Source organism: Chitinivorax sp. B (assembly GCF_005503445.1).
Taxonomy (GTDB): domain Bacteria; phylum Pseudomonadota; class Gammaproteobacteria; order Burkholderiales; family SCOH01; genus Chitinivorax.
Genome location: NZ_SCOH01000032.1, coordinates 44,829 through 66,558 on the forward strand (window position 1 = coordinate 44,829; position 21,730 = coordinate 66,558).

The 21,730-nt window shown below is 53.5% G+C and carries 18 protein-coding genes; 6 read left to right on the plus strand and 12 right to left on the minus strand.

All coding sequences use genetic code 11. The annotated features are described in order from the left end of the window. Positions 1–38: 38 nt before the first annotated feature. From FFS57_RS17835 to FFS57_RS17855, 5 genes are all read left to right on the plus strand, one after another. Positions 39–1,538: a YifB family Mg chelatase-like AAA ATPase gene (locus FFS57_RS17835; RefSeq protein ID WP_137939172.1), complete on the plus strand. Its 1,500-nt coding sequence runs from the start codon at positions 39–41 to the stop codon at positions 1,536–1,538. Positions 1,539–1,747: 209 nt separating this feature from the next. Next, a complete protein-coding gene (locus FFS57_RS17840) occupies positions 1,748–2,431 on the plus strand; it encodes an SPOR domain-containing protein (RefSeq protein ID WP_137939173.1) in 684 nt (227 codons plus the stop codon). Positions 2,432–2,451: 20 nt separating this feature from the next. Beyond that, positions 2,452–3,120 carry a thiol:disulfide interchange protein DsbA/DsbL gene (locus FFS57_RS17845; protein ID WP_137939174.1) on the plus strand — a complete coding sequence of 223 codons (669 nt, stop codon included), beginning with the start codon at positions 2,452–2,454 and terminating at the stop codon, positions 3,118–3,120. Positions 3,121–3,227: 107 nt separating this feature from the next. Continuing rightward, the gene (locus FFS57_RS17850; protein ID WP_137939175.1) at positions 3,228–4,481 is read left to right on the plus strand and encodes an Hsp70 family protein; all 1,254 of its coding nucleotides are present in this window, start codon (positions 3,228–3,230) and stop codon (positions 4,479–4,481) included. 210 nt (positions 4,482–4,691) lie between these two features. Further along, on the plus strand, positions 4,692–5,636 hold the full coding sequence (locus tag FFS57_RS17855) for a ketopantoate reductase family protein (RefSeq protein ID WP_137939176.1): 945 nt from the start codon (positions 4,692–4,694) through the stop codon (positions 5,634–5,636). Here the strand turns inward: FFS57_RS17855 and FFS57_RS17860 are convergent. The 6 genes from FFS57_RS17860 to FFS57_RS17885 all read right to left on the minus strand — a co-directional run bounded on the left by FFS57_RS17860 (position 5,608) and on the right by FFS57_RS17885 (position 14,530). Further along, on the minus strand, positions 5,608–6,765 hold the full coding sequence (locus FFS57_RS17860) for a dipeptidase (protein ID WP_137939177.1): 1,158 nt from the start codon (positions 6,763–6,765) through the stop codon (positions 5,608–5,610). The genes FFS57_RS17855 and FFS57_RS17860 overlap by 29 nt on opposite strands. A 431-nt stretch (positions 6,766–7,196) precedes the next feature. Beyond that, positions 7,197–9,626 carry an AAA family ATPase gene (locus FFS57_RS17865; RefSeq protein WP_249384056.1) on the minus strand — a complete coding sequence of 810 codons (2,430 nt, stop codon included), beginning with the start codon at positions 9,624–9,626 and terminating at the stop codon, positions 7,197–7,199. 370 nt (positions 9,627–9,996) lie between these two features. After that, entirely contained in the window at positions 9,997–10,221 is a 225-nt protein-coding gene (locus tag FFS57_RS17870) for a hypothetical protein (RefSeq protein ID WP_137939179.1), read from the minus strand. 10 nt (positions 10,222–10,231) lie between these two features. Beyond that, positions 10,232–11,509 (minus strand): RNA-binding domain-containing protein, encoded by a 1,278-nt coding sequence (locus FFS57_RS17875; protein WP_137939180.1) that lies wholly within the window; start codon positions 11,507–11,509, stop codon positions 10,232–10,234. Between the two features lie 10 nt (positions 11,510–11,519). Next, entirely contained in the window at positions 11,520–14,345 is a 2,826-nt protein-coding gene (locus FFS57_RS17880) for an SNF2-related protein (protein WP_137939181.1), read from the minus strand. Continuing rightward, complete coding sequence (locus tag FFS57_RS17885) at positions 14,345–14,530, minus strand: CopG family ribbon-helix-helix protein (RefSeq protein WP_137939182.1); 186 nt, start codon at positions 14,528–14,530, stop codon at positions 14,345–14,347. Before FFS57_RS17885 ends, FFS57_RS17880 begins: the two co-directional genes overlap by 1 nt. Positions 14,531–15,431: 901 nt before the next feature. Here FFS57_RS17885 and FFS57_RS17890 point away from each other — a divergent pair. Continuing rightward, positions 15,432–16,022 carry a hypothetical protein gene (locus tag FFS57_RS17890; RefSeq protein ID WP_137939183.1) on the plus strand — a complete coding sequence of 197 codons (591 nt, stop codon included), beginning with the start codon at positions 15,432–15,434 and terminating at the stop codon, positions 16,020–16,022. Positions 16,023–16,238: 216 nt separating this feature from the next. On the opposite strand, the gene FFS57_RS17895 is transcribed toward FFS57_RS17890, so the two are convergent. The 6 genes from FFS57_RS17895 to FFS57_RS17920 all read right to left on the minus strand — a co-directional run bounded on the left by FFS57_RS17895 (position 16,239) and on the right by FFS57_RS17920 (position 21,443). After that, positions 16,239–16,910: a DUF799 domain-containing protein gene (locus FFS57_RS17895; protein ID WP_137939184.1), complete on the minus strand. Its 672-nt coding sequence runs from the start codon at positions 16,908–16,910 to the stop codon at positions 16,239–16,241. 9 nt (positions 16,911–16,919) lie between these two features. Further along, entirely contained in the window at positions 16,920–17,279 is a 360-nt protein-coding gene (locus tag FFS57_RS17900; RefSeq protein ID WP_137939185.1) for a DUF4810 domain-containing protein, read from the minus strand. Between the two features lie 21 nt (positions 17,280–17,300). Then, positions 17,301–17,972: a CsgG/HfaB family protein gene (locus FFS57_RS17905; RefSeq protein WP_137939186.1), complete on the minus strand. Its 672-nt coding sequence runs from the start codon at positions 17,970–17,972 to the stop codon at positions 17,301–17,303. A 491-nt stretch (positions 17,973–18,463) separates the two neighbouring features. After that, positions 18,464–19,057 carry an OmpW/AlkL family protein gene (locus FFS57_RS17910; RefSeq protein ID WP_137939187.1) on the minus strand — a complete coding sequence of 198 codons (594 nt, stop codon included), beginning with the start codon at positions 19,055–19,057 and terminating at the stop codon, positions 18,464–18,466. A 151-nt stretch (positions 19,058–19,208) separates the two neighbouring features. After that, positions 19,209–20,603, minus strand: coding sequence for a dihydrolipoyl dehydrogenase (locus FFS57_RS17915; protein ID WP_137939191.1), 1,395 nt, complete (start codon positions 20,601–20,603; stop codon positions 19,209–19,211). A 108-nt stretch (positions 20,604–20,711) separates the two neighbouring features. Next, positions 20,712–21,443 carry a glutathione peroxidase gene (locus FFS57_RS17920; RefSeq protein WP_137939188.1) on the minus strand — a complete coding sequence of 244 codons (732 nt, stop codon included), beginning with the start codon at positions 21,441–21,443 and terminating at the stop codon, positions 20,712–20,714. Positions 21,444–21,730: the final 287 nt, after the last annotated feature.

The following is a 21,730-nucleotide window of genomic DNA, read 5'->3' on the forward strand; positions in this document are numbered from 1 at the left end:
CTGCAACCTGGCTGCCATACTGTTAACGTGGGTGTGGCATGAGTCTGGCGGTGTTGTACAGTCGTTCACTGACAGGCATGGATGCGCCTTTGGTCACCGTGGAAGTTCATTTAGCCAATGGTTTGCCGTCCTTCACTATTGTTGGTCTGCCAGAGGCTGAAGTGAAAGAGGCAAAAGACCGGGTACGCGCTGCGCTACAGAACGCCCGTTACGATTTCCCGGCCAAGCGGATCACCGTCAATCTTGCTCCGGCAGATCTTCCCAAGGAATCCGGGCGTTTTGATTTGCCGATTGCGCTCGGTATTCTGGCGGCTTCCGGACAAGTGCCTGGTGAACAGTTACAACGCTATGAATTCGCCGGGGAATTGGCACTGACTGGGGAGCTTCGGCCTTTTCGTGGGGCGCTGGCCATGGTCTATCGGGCGGCCAATAGCGGGCGGGCATTTATCCTGCCTGAGGCTAATGCCACAGAGGCTGCGTTGGTCGATGGGGCGAGTATCTATCCAGCCAGCAGCTTGTTGCAAGTGTGTGCCCATTTGAGTGGTGCTGAGCCTTTGGTCCGGCATTCTGGTGATGATGTGGGGTCAAACGTTGCTCAATATCCTGACATGGCCGATGTGAAAGGCCAGCAACAGGCTAAACGAGCACTGGAGATTGCAGCGGCCGGTGGCCATAATTTGATCATGGTCGGACCGCCGGGTAGTGGTAAATCCATGCTGGCACAACGTTTTGCTGGTATTTTGCCTGACATGACCATTGAACAGGCGCTGGAAAGTGCGGCTTTGCATTCTCTGGGCAGCGGTGGGTTCAAGCTGTCGCAATGGCGGGTGCGGCCTTATCGATCGCCTCATCACTCCGCATCTGGTGTAGCGTTGGTCGGCGGAGGCAGTCAGCCAAGGCCGGGTGAGATCAGTCTTGCGCATCGAGGAGTGTTATTTCTGGACGAATTGCCGGAATTTGACCGGAAAGTGCTGGAAGTGTTGCGGGAACCTTTGGAGTCCGGGTGCATTCATATTTCAAGAGCTGCTCGTCAGGCGGCATTTCCTGCACAATTTCAATTGATTGCTGCGATGAATCCGTGTCCATGCGGCTATCTGGGCGACCCGAAAGGCCGTTGTCGATGCACACCAGATCAGGTATCGCGTTATCGCGGCAAAATTTCCGGACCGTTGCTGGATCGGATCGATTTGCAGCTGGAAGTGCCGACCTTACCACCTGAAGCGCTGTTGGGTGTCGCTGACGGTGAAGCGTCTGCGGTGATCCGGCAACGTGTGAATAATGCCTATGATTTGCAAATGCTCCGCCAGCATAAGCCCAATGCGCAGTTGAGTACCCGTGAAATCGATCGTTTATGCAAGCTGGATGGCCAAGGTGAAACCTTGCTTAAAACTGCAATAGCACGGTTGAATCTGTCTGCCCGGGCATACCATCGGATCTTGAAGGTGGCACGTACCATCGCTGACTTGGCAGGGGTGGAACAATTGGGGGCATCACATATTGCCGAGGCTGTGCAGTTACGTAAGTTCGATCGTCAATAGTAGCGGTATGTTGCCAGCTGAACGCAATCCAGTCATTTCGTTCAGCATGTGTTTATGCAGTTGGAGGGATATTTAATAGGGTAAATACAACAGATCAGACTGATGATTTGCGGTTTACTGCACACTGTGGGTTAAAAATGCGCAAGCTATCGGTATAATCTGCGGTCATTTTCTGAATTTTGATGGCCCGTTGGGGCATAGCAGGCAACATGACGAAGGACTATAAATCCTCTTCCCGCTCGAGCGGCCGCCGCTCTGGTGGGGGAGGCGGTGGTGGCGGTGTCTGGAAGGGCATGCTGATCGGACTGTTCGTAGGGGTCGCAGGTGCTGTGGGTGCGGCGTTGTTCCTGAATCGGCACAACAATCCGTTCATGCAGCCTGCGCTCAAGCCGACTGAGCCCCCGAAAATGACCAAGCCTGACGAGCCCAGGCAACCGGCGCAAACCGAAACCTTGAAGCCAGGGGTAGGTACCAAGCAGCCAGATACGCCAGAGCCAAAACGTTTCGATTTTTATCAAATTTTGCCAGGAAATGCGGAACCAGCTGTTGCGCCGCCTGCCAAACCCGCGGAGCCGGTAAAAGAGCAGACGCCGGCCACACCAGTACCCGCGGCGGAAAAGCCAGGTCAGTTCCTACAAGCTGGCGCATTCCAGAACGAGGCAGATGCAGACAATCTGAAAGCCAAGCTGGCCATGATGGGGGTGGAGGCGAACATCCAGACCACCACCATTCCCGACAAGGGTGTTTGGCATCGTGTTCGCATTGGTCCGTTGAAATCAATGGATGAAGTCGACAAAATGCGCCAGTTGTTGACCAGCAATGGTATCGATTCGAACCTTGTGAAGCAGAAACAGGAAGCCAAGACCGCACGCGCGGATAGTGCCAACCAATAACCATCAACACGGAATCAGACATGAAATTGATCAAACGACTCTTTGCTGCAGTGACTGTTGCTGGCCTGATGGCCGTGGGTGCCGCCCAGGCTGCGGAACCTTATTCCTCGCTGCCGCAGGCGCAGCCTACCCAGAGCAAGGAAAAGATCGAAGTGATTGAGTTTTTCTCCTATCACTGCCCGCATTGCTATCATCTGGACCCGACTTTGAGTGCCTGGGTTGCCAAATTGCCTGGTGATGTCCAGTTCCGCCGTGTGCATGTGGCTTGGCCTGGCATGACCAATATTCAACCTTACACCAAGTTGTTCCACACCATGCAGGCGCTGGGTGTGCAAGACAAGCTGCATATGCCGTTGTTTGACGCGATACAGAAACAAAAGATCGAAGTTCGTAACCCTGAGATCGCTGCAGATTGGTTCGCCAAGCAGGGTATAGACAAGGCCAAATTCAACCAGGCTTTCTCCTCATTTGGTGTTGAATCGGGCGCACGTCAGGCTGAGACCATCAGCAAGAACTACCGTATCGATGGTGTACCAGCGTTGGTTATCAATGGCAAGTACAAAACCAGCATACAAGATGCAGGTGGCGAGCAGCAGATGCTGGCAGTGGTTGATCAGTTGATCGATAAGGAACGCAAGTCCATGGGCAGCAAGACGGCTGCTGACGGCAAAGGCGAGAAAAAGAAATAATCTGTCTTAAGCTGGTTTGATATCAAGCCGATGCACCAAGCGTCGGCTTTTTATTTTACTTGTCACAACAGAGTGTTAGAATGCGCGGCCTTTTTTTGGATGGAGGCATGATGGCAATCTGCGGTATCGACTTCGGCACATCCAATTCCACAGCAGGGTGCATGGTAAATGACCAGCCCACGCTGCTGCCGCTGGAAGCGGACAAATCCACCATTCCCTCCGCACTGTTTTACGATTTCGAAGAAGAGTCGGTCTACACTGGCCGTGCGGCCATTCAAGGTTATTTATCTGGTAGCGAAGGCCGTTTGCTGCGCTCGTTGAAGAGCGTATTGGGCACATCGTTGATGGATGCCACCACGGAAATCTTCAACCGTCCATTCACGTTTCGACAAATTCTGGCTACGTTTTTCAATGACCTGAAACAACGTGCAGAAGCATCAACTGGCCAGCCGTTGACACAAGTGGTGCTGGGGCGACCAGTCCACTTTGTAGATGATGACGCTAAAGCTGACAGGTTAGCGCAAGACACGTTGGAAAGCATTGCCCGTGATGCGGGCTTTCGCGATATTGGCTTCCAGTTCGAGCCCATTGCCGCTGCATTCGATTATGAGCAGCAAGTGGAAAAGGAAGAGTTGGCACTGATCGTCGATATTGGCGGTGGTACATCTGACTTTTCTTTGATCCGCCTGTCACCTGACCGACATCACCAGTTGGATCGCATGGCCGATATTCTGGGTAATGCGGGTGTTCACATTGGCGGGACTGACTTCGACCGGCTGTTGAGTCTGGCGGAAGTGATGCCGCTGTTGGGATTGGGTGGCCGTCTTGCCCATAAGGATGCACCGGTTCCTTCCAGTTATTATCACCAGCTTGCCACATGGCACACCATCAACTTCCTGTATGACCGCAAAGTGAAGCGGGAATTGAGCGAAGTATTATCGGAAGTGGCAGATCGTGCGCGCTTTCAGCGTTTGGTCCGTTTGGTGGAAGAGCGCGCAGGGCATCAATTGGCTATTGCTGTTGAACAAGCCAAGATCGAGGCCTGTGATACTGGTCACGCCGATGTTGCATTGGACATGATTGAGTCTGAGCTGCGCCTGAATTTTGAATTGGCTACGTTGGAAGCCGCAATTGCAGATGCGGTACAGTCAATCGACCAAACTGTGGAAGCCATTTTGCGTCAAGCGGGGGTGTCGCCTTCCCAAGTGACCACACTGTTCTTCACCGGTGGCGCGAGTGGTATTCCATCCTTACGCCATGCGGTGTTGGGGCGTTTTGCCCACGCCAAATTGGTGGATGGCGATCGCTTTGGTAGTGTGGGCACAGGCTTGGTGATTGACGCCTCGCGTCGTTATCGCTAAGCATTGCTGACAAAACCCTTCTGGTGTCGGTTGCAAACCTGTCATACCTTGGTATTGCCTGCGTTTGCATGCCTAACTAGAACCCGCTTCACTGGGTGTTGTACGTGGCTCTGATGTATGCTGGCTTGATCCGTGGCTGACTTGGCACGTTCGGCCACGGATACTAGCCCCGGTAATGGGGCTTTTCACACAAGCACAGGAGTCAGGCAGATGCGGTTTGCAATGATGGGTTCAGGTGGTGTGGGTGGCTATTTCGGGGCGCGATTGGCTGCGGCAGGGCATGATGTTCACTTCATTGCGCGTGGCACGCACCTGCAAGCCATGCAGCAACAGGGGCTGCATATCCATAGTAATGTAGGTGATCTGCATTTGCCCCACCCTCAAGTGACGGCTGATCCAGCCAGCATTGGCGCTGTGGATGTGGTGTTTTTTGCAGTTAAATTGTGGGATACGGAAACCGCTGCGCAAGCGTGCAAGCCGTTGATCGGGCCGGAGACTGTGCTGATCCCACTGCAAAATGGGGTTGAATCGATTACCCGCATCAGCCAGCATCTGCCACAACAACAAGTTGTAGGCGGTGTGGCCTATATTTCTGCAAATATCAGCCAGCCTGGTGTCATTGCCCATGTAGGGGACTTTGCCAAGTTGCGTTTTGGTGAACCCAGCGGCCAAGTGTCGGCACGCTTACAAGCCATTGAAACAGCCTGCCGTGAGGCCGGTGTGGATGGACAACAAGTACCTAACATTCAACGGGCACTGTGGGAAAAGTACATCTTCTTGGTCACTTTGTCTGGCTGGACCAGCGTAACCCGCACCCCGATTGGTTTGAGCCGGCACGATCCTGATATTCGACCACAATTGATTGCAACATTACAGGAAGTCGCCGCACTGGCCCGTGCCCAGGGTGTGGAGTTGGCAGATGATGTCGTTGATAAACAATTGTCGATTATCGATAGCCTGCCGCGCGAGATGAAGTCTTCCATGTTGCATGATCTGGAGCATGGAAGGCAGCTGGAAGCACCATGGCTCGCCGGCGGGGTAGCGCGCATGTCAGCAGCAGCTGGATTGGCTGCACCGGTCAGTTCAACTCTGTACGCGGCCCTGAAGCCATGGGCGAACGGTGGGCTTACAGCAGCACTCGCTGTAAATAGCTAAGTACGTTTTCCCCCATAATCTGGCGGATTTCCTGCTCACTGAACCCTGCTTGCAGTAGCGCATCAGTCAGCTCCACCAGCCGGGCCGCATCAATCGGGGTACCAACGGCACCATCCCAGTCGGACCCCAGTGCAACATACTGGGCACCAACCAGTTTGGCGGTATAGCGCATCGCCTTGGCGATATCTTTTACGCCGTTGCCACACACCGCCGTGTCCCAAAATCCGATCCCGATCAGCCCACCTTTGGCGGTGATGGCACGCAACTGTGCATCGCTCAGGTTCCGGTTGTTATCGCAGGTACCTTTTACCCCTGTGTGCGATACCACAATTGGCTTGGTGGCATGTTTCAGCACATCACCGATGGTATCGGAGGAAGCATGGGCCAGATCGACCACCATACCCAATGCTTCCATTTGCTTCAGCCATTCAAGCCCTTTTTCGGTTAAGCCACCTTTATTCATACCGTGGGCCGACCCACCAATATCAGTATCAAAAAAATGGCTGGGCGACATCAAGCGGAATCCCGCTGCATACAAACGCTGCAGATTGGTCAAATCCCCATCCAGTGCATGGGCACCTTCAATCCCTAACAATCCGGCAACCTGATTGGGGTCTTTTGCACGTTTAGCCAGAAAATCAACCAAATCACTGCGTTGCTTGATCAGAACCAGCTTTCCAGCCGATGCTGCGGCCATTTTGTGTAGTCGTTCCGCTTGATACAGCGACCGCTGATACAAGCTATGCCGTGTCTTCCCTGGCCAGCCTTGGGCAATGCCCAGCAGTGAAATGTTATCGGTCGAGTCGTCGTTGTGTTCAATGTTCTGGCGCTTGGGTGTCTTGGTCACCACCGTAAAAATCTGCAGGCTGACATTTCCCTCAATCAACCTGGGTACATCCACATGCCCACGGCTCGCCCGCTTCAACAAATCCCGCCCCCACAACAGGCTATCTGCATGCAGATCAGCAATCCGTAGTTGCCGATGCAACTGTTTGGCCTTGTCCGATACCGGCTGCGGTGGAGTGGTCACCGGGTTCATCTGCCGCTCCGCCATCACCGGGACAACGATAAAGAACAACCCAGACAGCAGCAGAATAAGCGGCAAGCCGATGGTCAATAGTTTTTCCATGAAAGTTAATTGTGAAGTTATCAACTTGATATTAATGTAATTTCTATTGATACCTGAAAAAGGTTACCCCTAGATGTATCCCTGGGGGGCGTCTGCAAAAAAATCGATACTTCAGTTATAAAACCCGTCTCAAAATTGCAACAGGTATCTGGAAAGCGACGGAACTAATGGTGCTTGCAAGCTTGCTCTCGGTTCAGAGATAAGTCCGTGTTGCTTGCCCTTGTCGCTATCGACTTCAAAGGGACCTCATGACACTTAATGTAGTGTGTCGTAAGCACAGCCTGCGGTTCATATGGTTAGTGATTGTTTGATAGCAGTTCGGCCGAAGTAGATGTCTGCACGCCGGATCGCGGAGAGGCGCTTTCATCTTGAATGCAGCCATTGAAGCATCTGGTGTCTTCTACTCGTAAAAAGGGCTTTGCACCCTTTTTCTATTGGGTCCTCTCAGGCTCTCCAATGCTCTTTAAAAGGGCATTGTATTGATGAGGATCTGCAGCATAGATCTTGTCCAAGACGAAGTTCGCAACCTTGGCGATCTCTGGAATCTCTACAGGCTTGAACCCGCGATCTGGAATTGACTCAAGGTGAGAAAATTCATTGCTGAGCCGGTTCACCAGTTCAATTGCTGTTGCGTCTTCATCGCCAAAGAACTTCTTGATTCGTTCAAGTTTATCGTTCTTGTCGTCGTGGTACGGAAACTTGAAGAACAAGAAGGCTTCTAGGAACTTGCGAAGGTTGTTCCCAAAACCATAGAACGGCTCATGTGCCCCATGTGCGGCGTCTTGGTTCCTGCACTTGTAGATTTGGTGGAAGAGATAGTTGAACTCAGTGATGTAGTCCTTCAGGTAGGACGGCATCAGCATGATGTTGCTTTTGGGGCCGTTTCGCTCCACCATGAAGTGCTCGTTGTCATCCACGCTCTTGGTCTTGCCACAGTCCCCGGCTGGCACCTTCTTCTTGGGGACGGAAAGACGCTTCAGATACTTCAGGAAGTCCAGATTGTGGGTGGAGATGAAGAGCTGACTGTGGCGATAGCCGTTGGAGCCGTCCGCATTCTTGAACGGCCTTGCAATCAGGCTCTCGATCAGGCTGAACATGAAGAAGATGTGGTTCCCGTCCAGACTGGAGATTGGATCGTCAATGTAGATGATCAGATCCTTGCCCTTGCTGCCAGGCTCTTCCAACTTGGCTATGAAGTAGCAGAAGGCGACCAGGCTGCATTCGCCCTCACTCAAGTTGTAGGCTGATTTGCCATCACGCGTGATCTCAAACTTGACGGCGTTCTTCCCCGCGTTGTCCTTGGCTTCGAGCTTGATGCCATCGTGACCGAAGAAGTGGTTGAGCAAGGCATTGACCCGCTCCGCACCTTTGCGTTCATCCTTCTGCTTGCCTTGCAAGCGGGCGACATCAGCTTCCAGCTTGACGATCTCGGCTTCGGCGTCGGTATAGGCCGTGTTGGCAGTGTCGGCGTCTGTCTTAAGACCAGCTATGCGGGTCAATTCGGTGTCATAGGTGATGTCAACGATAAAGGAGGCCACGTCGGTGAGTCGCAGAGCTTCGCGTGCGGAGTCCTTGTCCTTCTCTAGTGAGTGGGTGCGGCCATTGCTCTTGACGATCAGATCGTTGATGTCGTCGGCACACTTCTGTATTGCCGCTGAATCGTGCTTGGGGGCCGGCATGGCTACTGGCTGGAAGAGAGAACTCTTCCTTGAGTCCAAGGCAGTCTTCAACGCTTCAAGGTCTTGCTTGTAGACCTTCAGGCATTCGGCAAGAGATTTCTTGTTGGCTTCAAACGAGACTTTTTCTTCGGCATAGAATTTATCGCCGGTCAAAGTCAGGAAGCCAGCAATGGCCTGAATTTCGTCGTTGAGCGATGTCAGACATGAATCGATGGACGACTCCAGATCTGAAGATTCCTTGCTGAAGTGCGAGTCCAGAACCTTCCATATATCGTGGGGAAGATCCTGACGGCAGAAGGCGCATGTATCGCGTTTGTCCTTGTGTAGTGGGATACCTTGCTTCACCCACGCTTGAAGGACAGTCTCGTTCAACAGCTCTTGAATGGCCTGCGTCGGCTTGATCGATCTGGAAAGAAGCTCTTGGGCCACCGTTTCGATTGAATCAATTTTTAGGCTGATCGAGACGGTATCGGTGATGTCAGGAAGTGCCTCCTGCTTCAAGAGGTTAACTTTGGTGGCCTGTTCGTCAGTGGTTAGCGGCGTGAATCCCGCCTTCTTTATGGCGCCGATGTCTTTCTTGATGCTTTCGATGTTGTAGACCGCTGGTCCATAGATGCGATTCAGTTTGATCTTATCGTTGGCATGAGAGCGAAGCTTGCCTTCCAGAGCATCAGAAGCATTTTTATGGTTGTTCTTGGTCCGATCTCTTTCCTTCTTTTTGGCATCTAGATCGTGCCGAAGACCTGCCTTGGATTCAATGCTGCCAAGTTTCGCATGGATGGCAGCTATTTCATCTTCGATCTCCTTGTTCTTCTCCCCGACGATGGCGAAGGTCTTTATTTCCCCGCCAATGGCCTGATTGATCAGGAAACTAAGGTTTTCACTGACAAAATCCCGGTTGTAGACCCGAACATCGTAGCCATGACCAGCAATGTCAGCCTGTGTCACGTCACCTTTGTCACCGTGGACAGTGAAGGTCGATCCTACGTAATTGAGGGGCATGCGTCCCGTTTCCAAAGCACGGAAGATTCGCGAGAGGGTAGTCTTGCCAGAGTAGTTCCGTCCGTAGAGGATGTTGAGCCGCTTGAAGTTCTGGACGGTGTTACACGCGTCCTTAAGACTCCTCTTCCAGTTGAGGTCCTTAAAACTACCGAAGCTGCCGATGTCAACGTGACTGAACATGAACATTTCCTTGGCGCTGGCTATTGGCTGCCGACTTGCAAGCAAAAAGCTTGTTCAGCCAGTCTACTCTGAGCTTAGGAAAACAGCATTGGGGTGAACTGGTCCGAGTTTCGAACAAACTGCGCAGTCAGCTATGTGTACTACTACAGACGTTCTAGCATGAGGGACTGAGCGGCTGCAATGGCCGATCAGCTGCCGCTGCGAATACTGATCAAATCGGCGCATGATGATCACCGCAAGTCAACCGGGTGCTGGCGAATGACCCGATTCCGCAAATGAAATCAGAAGCTACAATCCTATTGCTTCCCTATTAGATAGGCGCAGTGTGGTATCTGGATCAAGATAAAAATCTGATGAGTGATGCCAACGGTCAGTTGGGGCTGGTCAACAAGCATTTAACGCTTTGTGGTGCCCAACACAAAGCTTGCCCGGCTTCAGCCTGTTCGACCAGATCGGTAGCGGGTGGTGGTGCGGCATGGTAAGAGAGTGCCTTGTCTTCGAGCAGGATGCGCGGTTCCAGCCGGGGGCGGTTCTGTTTGCCGGGCCAGGTCAGTTCGAGTTTGGTCTGGGTTGGCTTACTATGTTTCTCGGTCATTTTTTGAGGCTTATTCTTCTTCGGTGAACTGCGCCAGCAGGCCGTTTTTCTCGCGGCTGGCGGCGTAGATGGTGAGTTTCAGTTCGGTATGGTCGATCTGCTCGTACAACGGGCGGCGTAGCGACAGGTTTTCGCTGGCCGTCAGGATGGTCGGCACCCCTTCGCCGCGCCGTTCGATCAAGTTTTGCCGCTTGCTGACCGGGTCGGCCGGGTAATAGCGGGAAAGCAGGTTCACCAGGGTTTCGTTGCGGGTGATGCTGTTGGCTTCCATGCTGCCCACGGTCAAGCTGTTGGGCAGGCCGCCCGGGGTGGAAAGCTCCAGCCGGTCAGCGAACAGGTGTAGGCGGATGCGGGCGCCGTGCATAGAGTAGTCGCGGTGGGCAACGGCATTGACGATGGCTTCGAAGACGGCGGCCAGATCGTATTGCGGGATGTCGATGCGGCCAGGTCGTTTGACGGCTTCAACCCGCATATTGCGTTTGACGAAGTTGAAAGCATGGCGAATCTGCTCGTCCACCGGGCTGTCGTAGTCCTGGGCGTCCACCTGGTATTCGGCGTTGCGTTCCTTGCCGGAGTAGGCGACACACTGGATGTAGGCAGAAGAGAGATAATCGGCCGGACGTGCGGTGAGTAACAGCACGCCGCTGACGCTGAGACGCAGTTCGCCGCTTTCATCTTCGCCAATCAGGTAGAGCTTCTTGAGCTGGGTGATTTCTGGCAGATTGCCGCGCAAAAAGCGCGTTTTGAGTTCCGGGCTGATGGCACCCCGCGTGGTTTGCGGGACCAGTTGTTCGTCGAAGCGAATCAACCGCACCATGCTGCGTTGCTGGAATGCCCGCGCCAGTAGTTCAGGCGACATTTCGCGCTTGCTTGACCCCACACGGTGGAAATAGCCGTGCGGGCTTTTATGCACGAACACGCTCTTGCTGACGCGTACCCAGACGACAGGCTTCATTTCGCCCTGCTGATTGGGGATTTCCAGCAGCCGGGTTTCGATGGCCAAGGGTGGGTCGATGGCGTCGCTGGCAATGTTGGTGAGCCAGAGATCGACGGTATCCAAGTCTTCACGGGCAATGCCTTCGACGGCGCGAGTCTTATCGGCAACCCCAAAGACAACGATGCCGCCATTGGCATTGGCAAAAGCGGCGAGTTCGTCGGCAATGCTGTCACGGCCAGGCTGGTCTACCTTGTTCCCCTTGACGGTAACGTTTTTGAATTCATAGGCAGAGTCTTCGCCGAGCCGGACTTGATAGAGGAGTTCGCGGACGAGGTCGGTGGTGTCGATCATGGTGCGGTCCTCATGAGGCTTTCAGGTGCCAGCGGATGGCGAACAAGCGTTGGCGCTGCGGCGTGATTTCCAGTGCAGCTTCGATTTCGTTGAGCAATTGGTCTTCTTCAGCATCAATACGTTTTTTCTCTTCATGGTAATCGAGCATCACGCGATCACGTTCCTGCTCCAACTGTTTGATGGCCCGCTTGGCGGCAAGCTTTTCTTGCAGCGAGGTGAGTTGTCGCGTGGCTTTGCGGGCTTCTTTGATTTCCTGATCAAGTTGCTTGATGCGGATATCGAGGGCGATTCGCCGGTCTTCAGCCCAGGCTTCGAGTTTTTCTGCTTCTTCGGTGAAGAAGCGTTCGTTGAGCAGTAGGGCCGCCTCGAGTTTTTCACTTTCCTGTTTCGCCATCTGTCCGGAAAGGACAGTTTCGGCAATCAGTTTGGTCGTGCCGTCGAGGATGCGCGCGGGCAGGCTCAGCATTCGCCCTGCCGAGGCGGGATCGAGAGTCTGGCCGCTATCGCAGGTGGCAGCGATCAGCAGGTGCTCAATGCGCTGCTTGGCGGCGGTCAGTGTCAGCATGTCTACCCAGAGCTCGCCGGACTGCCCGGCAAAGTTTCTCAGCCAGGCATGCTGGCCGCCCAGGGTGTGATTGAGGTCGAATTCGAGTGTCGCAACAGGGAGCTCCTGCAAAGCCTGTTTGGCCTCGGCAATCAACTGTGCGCCGAGGCCTTCGTTGGGGCGCAGGAAGCGGGCATGGCTTTGTTCCGATTCCTGCCAGCGCACATCGTACCAATGGCCGTCGTGCAGAACGCGGTGGGCTTCGAATTGAGCACCGGGCAGCATCATGCGAGCCAGCAGGAGTAGTTTTTCCTGATAGTCGTTGAGATGCTGCTCGGTTCGTTCCTTGGTCAGGTTGAGGTGTTTGACGACGTCGACGTCGAGGTTCTCCAGCACCGAGCGCCGGGTTTCCTGGGTGCGCGCTTCGAGTTCGGTCCTGAAGCGGGCTTGCAGCCGATCGAATTCGGCATCGATCTGTTCGGTACTTTGGCAGCGCTGGTAAATCTCGTGAATGTGGCGTTCGATGTCGACGCCTGACTCGATGCTGCCGAGGATTTCATCGGAAGCGCCGAAAACACCTTCGAACAGGCGGAATTTTTCGCTGAGCAGTTCAAAGACACGTTCGTCGGCCCGGTTGCCTTTGTTGATGAAATTGACCACGACGACATCGTTTTTCTGACCGTAACGATGGACGCGGCCGATACGCTGCTCGACCCGCTGCGGGTTCCAGGGCAGGTCGTAATTGATGAGCAGGGAGCAGAACTGGAGGTTGATACCCTCGGCGCCGGCTTCGGTGCAGATGAGGATTTCGGCCGATTCGCGGAAGTGATCGACGAGGGCGGCTTTCATGTCTGCCGTTTTGGCGCCGGAAATGCGGCCGCTGCCTTCGTGCTGTTGCAGCCAGTTCTGGTAGATGCGTTTGGAGCCTGGATCGGTGTTGCTGCCGTTGAGGATGGCGATCTTGTCGGCGAAACCGTTGTCGGCGAGCAATTCCTTTAGACGGGACTGAGTACGAACCGATTCGGTGAAGATGACGGCCTTGCGCTTGCCCCCCAGGCGTTCGGCAAAATCGAAGGCTTTGTCTAGCACGCGCAGCAAGGCGTCGGCCTTGGCATCACGGGCAATTCGTTCGGCGAGCGAGCGGAAACGCTTCAGTTGATTTACTTCTGACGCAAGGGCAGCCGGATCGATGGTGTCATCCTCATCGATACCTTCTTCGTCGCTCAGGTCGTCGAAGGCGTCGTAGTCTTCAAGCGCTTCCGCCAGCGGCAGCTGTTTTTCCAGCCGTTCGATCATTGTGCTCAAGGTGCCCTGAATGGCGAACGAAGACGAGGCCAGAATCTTACGAATGACCAATGTAACCAGATGCCGGGCGCCAGGTTTGATCGACAGGATGGCTTCATCCTGCAGGTATTCGGAAACCTGCTTATAGAGTTCAAGTTCGTCCTGTGAGGGACGGAAGTCCTCAGTCAACGAGTAGCGGCGGGTGAATTTGATGCCGCCGATTTCCTGCACTTGTCGGCGCAGGGTGCGTTTGCAGACAGTTCGCAGGCGCTCCCGCAGATTCTCGAATTCGGCGTCTTCGAGTTTGGGGCGGCAATAGCGTGCCTTGAAAGCATCGAGACTGCCGAAGAAGTACGGGTCGATGATGGCGATCAGGCCGAACAATTCTTGCAAGTTGTTCTGCAACGGTGTTGCAGAAAGTAGCAGCTTGGGGCGTCCCTTGAGGGCAGAGTCCAGTCTGCTGGCGATTCTGGCGCTTTCGCCCTTGTAGAAATTGCGTAACTTGTGGGCTTCGTCGAAGACGACAAGGTTCCAGGGAACCGCCGCCAATTCGCTTTGCTTGCGCGAGGCAAATTCGTAAGAGCAGATCACCACGGCCGATTCGCCAAAAGCGGTTTCGGTCTGAAAGGGATTGGCTGCGCCGTTGGTCTGCGCTTCCTTGAAGTTTCTGGCTTCCAGGATTTTTGAAGGAAGCGAGAATTTCTCAATCAGTTCCTGACTCCACTGCTTGCGCAGGGTGGCAGGAACAATCAACAGCAACTGGCGTTTGCGCTCGGCCCATTTCTGGGCCAGTACGAGGCTGGCTTCGATGGTTTTACCGAGGCCGACTTCGTCGGCAAGGATGACGCCATTGGAAAGGGGCGACGCCAGGGCGAACAAGGCTGCGTCCACTTGGTGCGGATTCATGTCTACCTTGGCGCTGGCAATGGTTTGGGTGAGAGCTTCCTCGGTGACGCCCTCAAGCGACAGCGCATGGGCGATGTAGCCACTTTGGTAGCGGGTGTACATCAGCTTTGATCCTTTTCAGGGGCAGTGAGGGGATGAAAGTCTCCGCGTTTTTCCGTGCGTTCGAGAAATTCGCTGACTGCCTGGCGAACCAGCCAAGCCAGGGAAAGGCGGTGCTGGTCAGCCATCTGTTGGAGCCGCTCGAGTTGCTCGACGGGGAGGGATACCGTCGTTCGTGTGGTCTTCATGTTTCATCCATTTGCATCACTTTGCAGCATTTTACTTGGACAAGCGTGCCCCAGCCAAACTATGTCGACATTTGTATCAATTGACTATCCAACGGCAGATGTCTTATCCATCGCCGACTAAGCGGGCAAGCAGGCGAACGGCTGTTCTAGCCTGGATATTTCGCAAATTCGCGAGGTGATGGCGCAGGATTTTGATTCATAGGGAGATGTCGTGAAGGAGTCGCGTAGTGGTTCTTACGCGCGACAGAACGAAACTCTTCATATGGATCAAAAGACAAGCTAGCACCCGCGTCAATTTATGAAATATCCAGGCTAGTGTAGTGTTTCACTTTTCTTGGGACATAAAAGCGCGTCTTTCACACCGACTCGTCGTTGCAAATCTTCGCAATAGCTCGCTATTGCTGTGGTTTGCGCCTCGATTCGTCGCGAAATCCATCAATTTTATCAGTCGCAATCTACGTGAAACACTGCAGTAGCTGATCAATTGCCTCTGCGAATACTGATCAAATCGGCGCATGATGATCACCGCAAGTCAACCGGGTGCTGGCGAATGACCTGATTCCGCAAATGAAATCAGAAGCTACAATCCTATTGCTTCCCTATTAGATAGGCGCAGTGTGGTATCTGGATCAAGATAAAAATCTGATGAGTGATGCCAACGGTCAGTTGGGGCTGGTCAACAAGCATTTAACGCTTTGTGGTGCCCAACACAAAGCTTGCGCAGCCTGCAAAGCGTCGGCGAGTGAGTAGGTGATAACGTTGGCCGAAGTGTTTGGCTTGGTTGCTGGTGGGGTGATGGCACGTTATGTCGCAAGTATTTTGATATTGTAAGGAAGGATGTTGGTAACTGACTTGGCGAATTAGCCTGCTGGATAACTGCGTTTTCTGAACTGGACAAACCATGATGCTGACAATGTTGATCGCTTGGTTAAACCGTTATGCCACGCCACGCCGATTGGCTTGGGTGGGAAGTTGTGTGGTTGTTTTGTTGGCAGCTCTGAATTCGGTGAACCTGCCGTTCTTTGTACCAGATCTGCGTGCGTTGAGTGGTGGATTGGGGCCGTTGGATGCACGTTTCTGGTATGACGCGCAGGTGGTTACCCTAACACTGACTGCACTGGGTGAGCATGGGCGTGCGCACTATGGCTGGTTTCTGGTGGCGATTGATAGCTGGTTGCCCATGGCTTATACCTTGGCGTTGCTATGGGCTTGGCATCTTGCCCGGGTCAGTGTATTGGGGCATGGCCATGCTGGATGGCGCTGGGTGTATGCGTTGCCATTGCTCGGGATGGTGCTGGACTATCTGGAAAATGTGATGACAAGCTTGTTGCTGATTGCCTTTCCCGGCCAGCCATGGGGCTTGGCTTCAGTATTGGGCTACGTGACTGCTGGCAAGTATGTTGCCAGTGGGGTGGCGTTAGTGCTGACTTTGGTTTTTGCGGTGCGGGGTTGGTCGGGCCGCCGGGTGACGCCTGATGGTGCCAATGCTTGATGAGACGTATCCAACCAGCCATGATAGTTGTCGTGGCTGGTTGGGTTAAGAGCGGCTAACAAAACCCTTCTGGTGTTGTTGTGCAAACTTGTCGTACTTTCGTACTGCCTTCGTTTGCACGCCTAACCAGAACCACTTCGCTGGGTTTTGTTAACCGCTCTAAGCAAAACCTTGGTAACGGATTGAGCCCCGCACTAGAAGGTTGGTTACCAATATCTAGCGCGGTGCGCCATCCAGGCCAAACTGTGGCGAGCGAGGTCCGTAAAGCACCCCGTTAGGCCGTGGTGATAACAAGCGTTCACTGGTCATGCCGGCATAGCGGTAGGAATCATCAGTCAGATTGCTGACAACCTGTTTCACTGCTGCGGTAATCAAGGCGCCCAGCAGGCCACCACCACTATTGTTCTGCTGCTCGGCACTGGATGCAGATGCGCTGCCATTCCACAGTAGCTGACCAGTTTTCAGATCGACCAAGCGCGCATCGGCAGTCACCGTGACATCGCTGCTCAAAATCGCATAAACCGCGCCATAACGTCGCACATTCACATACAGCGCAGCATCTGCACCAAAGATCTCCCGCAATTTGGCAGCTGGCACGGCATGAATGTCACCCGCGTTGCTGAGCCCATTCTGTTTGAATGTCTCATCCATCACCGCGACCGGAAACACGTAATAGCCCGCTTCAGCCAGTGGCTTGCTCATTTGCGAGAGCATGCCGTAAGTCGCCTTGATGTCAGGCGTATTGTTGACGGGTGGCAAAATCAACACGGATTTGGGGTTGCTCTGTTTGTAAGCGCTGTAGTCATATGGCTGCAGATTGGCGCAACCGCTGGCCAGTAGTGTTATAGCCAGTGCAATGGCCAGCCCTTTCAATGTGGACAAGTGCATGGTAGCCCCTTAGTTTTTGAACTTTTTAAGCAGGAAGTCCATGAATGTTGCGGACTCCGGAAACAGTGTCTTTTCTGTTTCAAACTGCTGCTTGACCTGATCATCACGACCCGCCTTCAAATACAACATACCCAGGTGGGCATGGTAGCCAGGCGGTAAAGCGGCATCCTTGGCACGCGCCTGCTGAATGCCTTTTTCCATGGCGATGATCTGTGCTTCAGGGCCTGTACCATCGCCTTTTAAATACTCGTACACCTGGGGTTGATACTGGCCCCAGTAATACAAGGGCTTTTGAGAATGATTGGCACAGCCGGCCAGGAAGAGGGCGCCAAACAGTGTGGCGCCAAAGCCGATACGACGAAATTGCATGCTTACCTTACCGATACCGAATTATTGCGCAGGGCGCCATGCGCCGGTTTGAATGCCGTTGACCAGATTATTGACGGCTTCGCGCATCGCTAGATCCAGCACCTTACCGTTCAAGGTGGAGTCATAACTGGCGGTACCACCGAAACCGACGATTTCCCGATTGGACAGGCTGTATTCGCCTGCACCTTGTGCGGAGTACACGACTTCGGATGTGTTGACGTTGACGATATTCAAATTGACCTTGGCGTAGGCGATTTGCTGCTTACCACGCCCCAGGATGCCAAATAGCTGTTGATCGCCGACTTCTTTGCGCCCAAATTCAGTCACATCGCCGGTCACCACAAAATCGGCACCCTTGATGTTTTGGGTTTGTTTCTTGAAATTGGCTTCCTGGCTCAATTCAGTCATGTTGTCGCGGTCTAGCACGTTGAAACGGCCAGTCTGCTGCAAATGGGTAATCAGAATGGTCTTGGCTTGGCCGCCGAGGCGATCGACGCCATCGGAGAACACACCGCGCATGTAACTGGACCGGTTATCGAATTTACCCACGGCAATCAGGCTGCGTGGGCCTTGGTAAAGGGTGCCGGCAGAGGCAACCTTGGGCACTTCCAGGCTGCGGGAGGACTCGGTAGCACAACCGCTGGTGACGGCAAGGGCTGCAAGTAGTGAGCAATAGATTAACGGCTTGTTCATAACATACCTTTGTTTAAAAAGAGGGCGGCATTGTGGGCAACCTTGCCTTGGCAATGGCCAGATATTGACTGTAATGGTTGATTGGCAGGTATCCATGCATTCAGCGCAGCTAAAAACCCCTTCTGGTGTTGTTGCACAAACTTGTGCACGCCTTACCAGAACCGCTTCGCTGGGTTTGGTTAGCGGCTTTTAGCCCGTGGCAGAATGGGGATATTTTGCCTGGGTGATAGCATGTTACTGATTCACAATCGTGAATTGATATCCGAATGGTTGCATATTAATGATCTTGTAACAATGCTATAAGTCCTAATGGTGTTCGGGTGGCAGGCTGTGACAGCGTGATTCCACAATAGGTTCAGTGGATGGTATGAGGGCAGAAATGAAAACAGGGGGAGGTCCCCCCGTTGATGTCAGTAGCGTGTGATCGCCGGCTTTTGTCATATGGATGTGGCCAGTGCTTGATCAAGTCAGCTGTAGTCAGGAACAGTGCCTTAGAAACGCATGCCGTAACCGATACCGAAGACCAGCGGATCGATATCCAGCTTGGTGACTTTGGTGCCCGTGCTGGTGCTCTTCACATCAGTGCTGATGTAGAGTTTTTTCACATCCAGGTTGATATAGCTGTTTTGCCCGACTTTGAAATCCACCCCAGCTTGCAATGCGCCACCAAAGCTGTTTTTGTCGACGGTCAGTGTGCCGTCCGCCAGCTTGATGTTGTAGAAGCGGGTGTAGTTCAGGCCCGCGCCTACATAGGGGCGAACCGTTGCTTCCGGCAGGAAGTGATATTGTACGGTGACGGTAGGTGGCAAGTGGCTGACCTTACCGATACCTTGGCCATTCAAGGTCACTTCATGACGTGCCGTACCTAAAATCAGCTCGGCACCGATGTTTTTGGTGATGAAGTACGTAAAGTCCAGTTCTGGTGCGGTTTTGCTTTTTACATCCAGGCCGTTCAAATTGGATTTTACATCGGGATCGACATTGATCAGGCGTGCACGAACCAGCAGTTTTCCTTCATCTGCTGCATGAGCCATGCCCGTTGCCAACAGCAGGCCAGTCAAAACGGTCAATGCGATTTTTTTCATGATGACGACTCCCAGAGCGTGTTGTGTTGTCGCCTACGGTTGCAGGCATGAGAGTCAGTATATGCCTCGTGTAATACACCTATTTTGATTAGGGTCAAACATGTTGCACTGCAATGAATTATTGCAATGCAACATGCAGATGTAGCAACGATCAGGCGTCTTGTTGTTTGGCGGCGGCATCCCGCAGCGCAGTGCGTAAGCCCTCTTCAATAACCGGGTGATAGAAGGGCATGTCCAGCATCTGGGCGATGGTCAGCGATTGTTGATATGCCCAAGCCAGCGTGTGGGCAATGTTCTCGGCACGTGGGCCGATCCATTCTGCACCCAGAAAGCGACCACTGAGGCGATCTGCATAAACATGCATCAACCCTTTGTTCTTGAGCATGACCCGGCTACGGCCCTGATCTTCAAAACTGACTTCACCCGTGACGAAGCTGCCAGGTGTCAAATCGGCAAAGCGTTGACCAACCATGGCAATCTGCGGGTCGGAAAACACCACTGCAATGGGCGCCCGGCGATGTCCAGGCTGCACTTGTGGGTAGTGCGCGGCATTGGTGCCCGCAGTTTTGCCTTCATCGGCGGCTTCGTGCAGCAAGGGCAGGATATTGTTCGCATCACCGGCAATGAACACGGATGACTGGCCGCATTGCAATGTCGCGGGGTCAAACAATGGCACCCCTTTGGCATCAAGCGTCAACTGGGTATTTTGCAGACCAAGCCCTTTTATGTTGGGTATGCGGCCGGTGGCAACCAATACATAGTCGAACCGTTCGGTGATGGCAACATGTTCTGAGGCTTGATAGCGGATGACTGCTTCGTCGCCTTCCCGTGCCATGTCCAGAATGGTAGCGTCTGGGTCCAGAAAGTATTCCTGCTGGAAGGTATCCCGTGCGTAGTCGCGAATGGTCGGGTCGCTCAGCGGGCCAACACCGCCACGGGCACCAAACATGCGGACATAGACGCCCAGTCGGCTCAGTGCCTGCCCCAGTTCCAGCCCGATCACACCTGGGCCGAACACAGCAACACGCTTGGGTAAGGTATTCCAATTGAACACGTCGTCGTTGATCACCAGCCTATCGCCAAACACCCGGAATGCGTCGGGGATCGATGGTGTGGAGCCGGTGGCGATGACCACGCTGCGAGCTTTGACCTGTGTATGGTCACCCACCATCAATACCAGATTGTCGATAAAGCTGGCATGACCAGTCAGGCGGTCTTCTTCTGGAATGTTGTCGACCCCTTTCACCACAAAGCCGACAAAGCGATCACGTTCCCTTTTCACGCGGTTCATGACCTCATAACCATCAACACGAACTTCGCCATCGATGTGGATGCCGAAAGCATCGATGTGACGGGCTTCATGCGCTGCCTCTGCTGCGGCGATCAGCAGTTTGGACGGCATGCAGCCGACACGGGCGCAAGTGGTGCCATATGCCCCACCTTCAATGATCACGGCGCGTTTGCCGGCTGCCTTGGCGGCACGGTAGGCTGCCAGACCGGCTGTGCCGGCACCAATCACGGCGACGTCGGTATGCAATAGATTCATGGTTTGGTCCTTGATGTTGCGTGTGTTGGGCAATGACATGTCGAAGGCTGCATCGGCAGCCTTGAAGCTGGCATCGCGTCGGGCAGGAGGCCTGCCCGAATTCATGATTTACTTGATGAGGAATTTCTCGACATCTTCGGCACCGCCAATCAGCGTGCCGTTGATGAAGACTTGCGGGGCGGTCATCTTGCCGGATACCGCGCCGAGTACCTTGCCGCGTACTTTGTGATCCAGTGGCAGGTCAATGTATTCGTAGCCCTGGTCGGACAACAGCTGCTTGGCTTTTGCGCAGAAAGGGCAGCCTTCCTTTGAGAACACAACGACCTGATCTGGCTTTTTTGCATTGGGGGCAATGTGATTCAACATGGTGTCGGCGTCGGAAACCTTGAACGGATCACCTGGCTCTTGTGGCTCGACGAACATCTTTTCGACCACACCATCTTTCACCAGCATCGAATAACGCCAGCTGCGCTTGCCGAAGCCCAGATCTGCCTTGTCTACCAGCATGCCCATACCTTCGGTGAATTCGCCGTTGCCATCGGGGATCATCGTGATGTTCTCGGACTCCTGATCCTTGGCCCATTCATTCATCACGAAGGTATCGTTGACGGATACACACAGAATGCTGTCGACCCCATGTTTGAAAAACACCGGTGCCAGTTCGTTGTAACGTGGCAAGTGGGTGGACGAACATGTTGGGGTGAAGGCGCCTGGCAACGAGAACACCACAACGGTCTTACCTTTGAACAGTTCATCGGTGGTGATGCTCTTCCATTCATTGTTTTCGCGGGTACGGAATGTAACTTGGGGGACGCGGTGGCCTTCGTGATTTTGCAGCATGCTGTGCTCCTTGATAGTTAAATATGATCGATGTGCTTTGATCGATAGGGCGAAGTATGGCGACCCACGTTTAATGCGTCTAATTTATTTAAATTCTATTTTTGATAGTTAATAACTATTTAATGCGACTGGATGCGATGCTTGAGCCAGTGCATGCAACTTGAAACATGTAAAGGCTATTCGTAAAAGTGTGTGGGCGCCGGATGGTGCCAAAGATGCCGCACGACGCTAGTAAATCGTAAAAGCGTGTTGTGTTTCTTGTCAAGAGAGGCTATGATACAGCCACT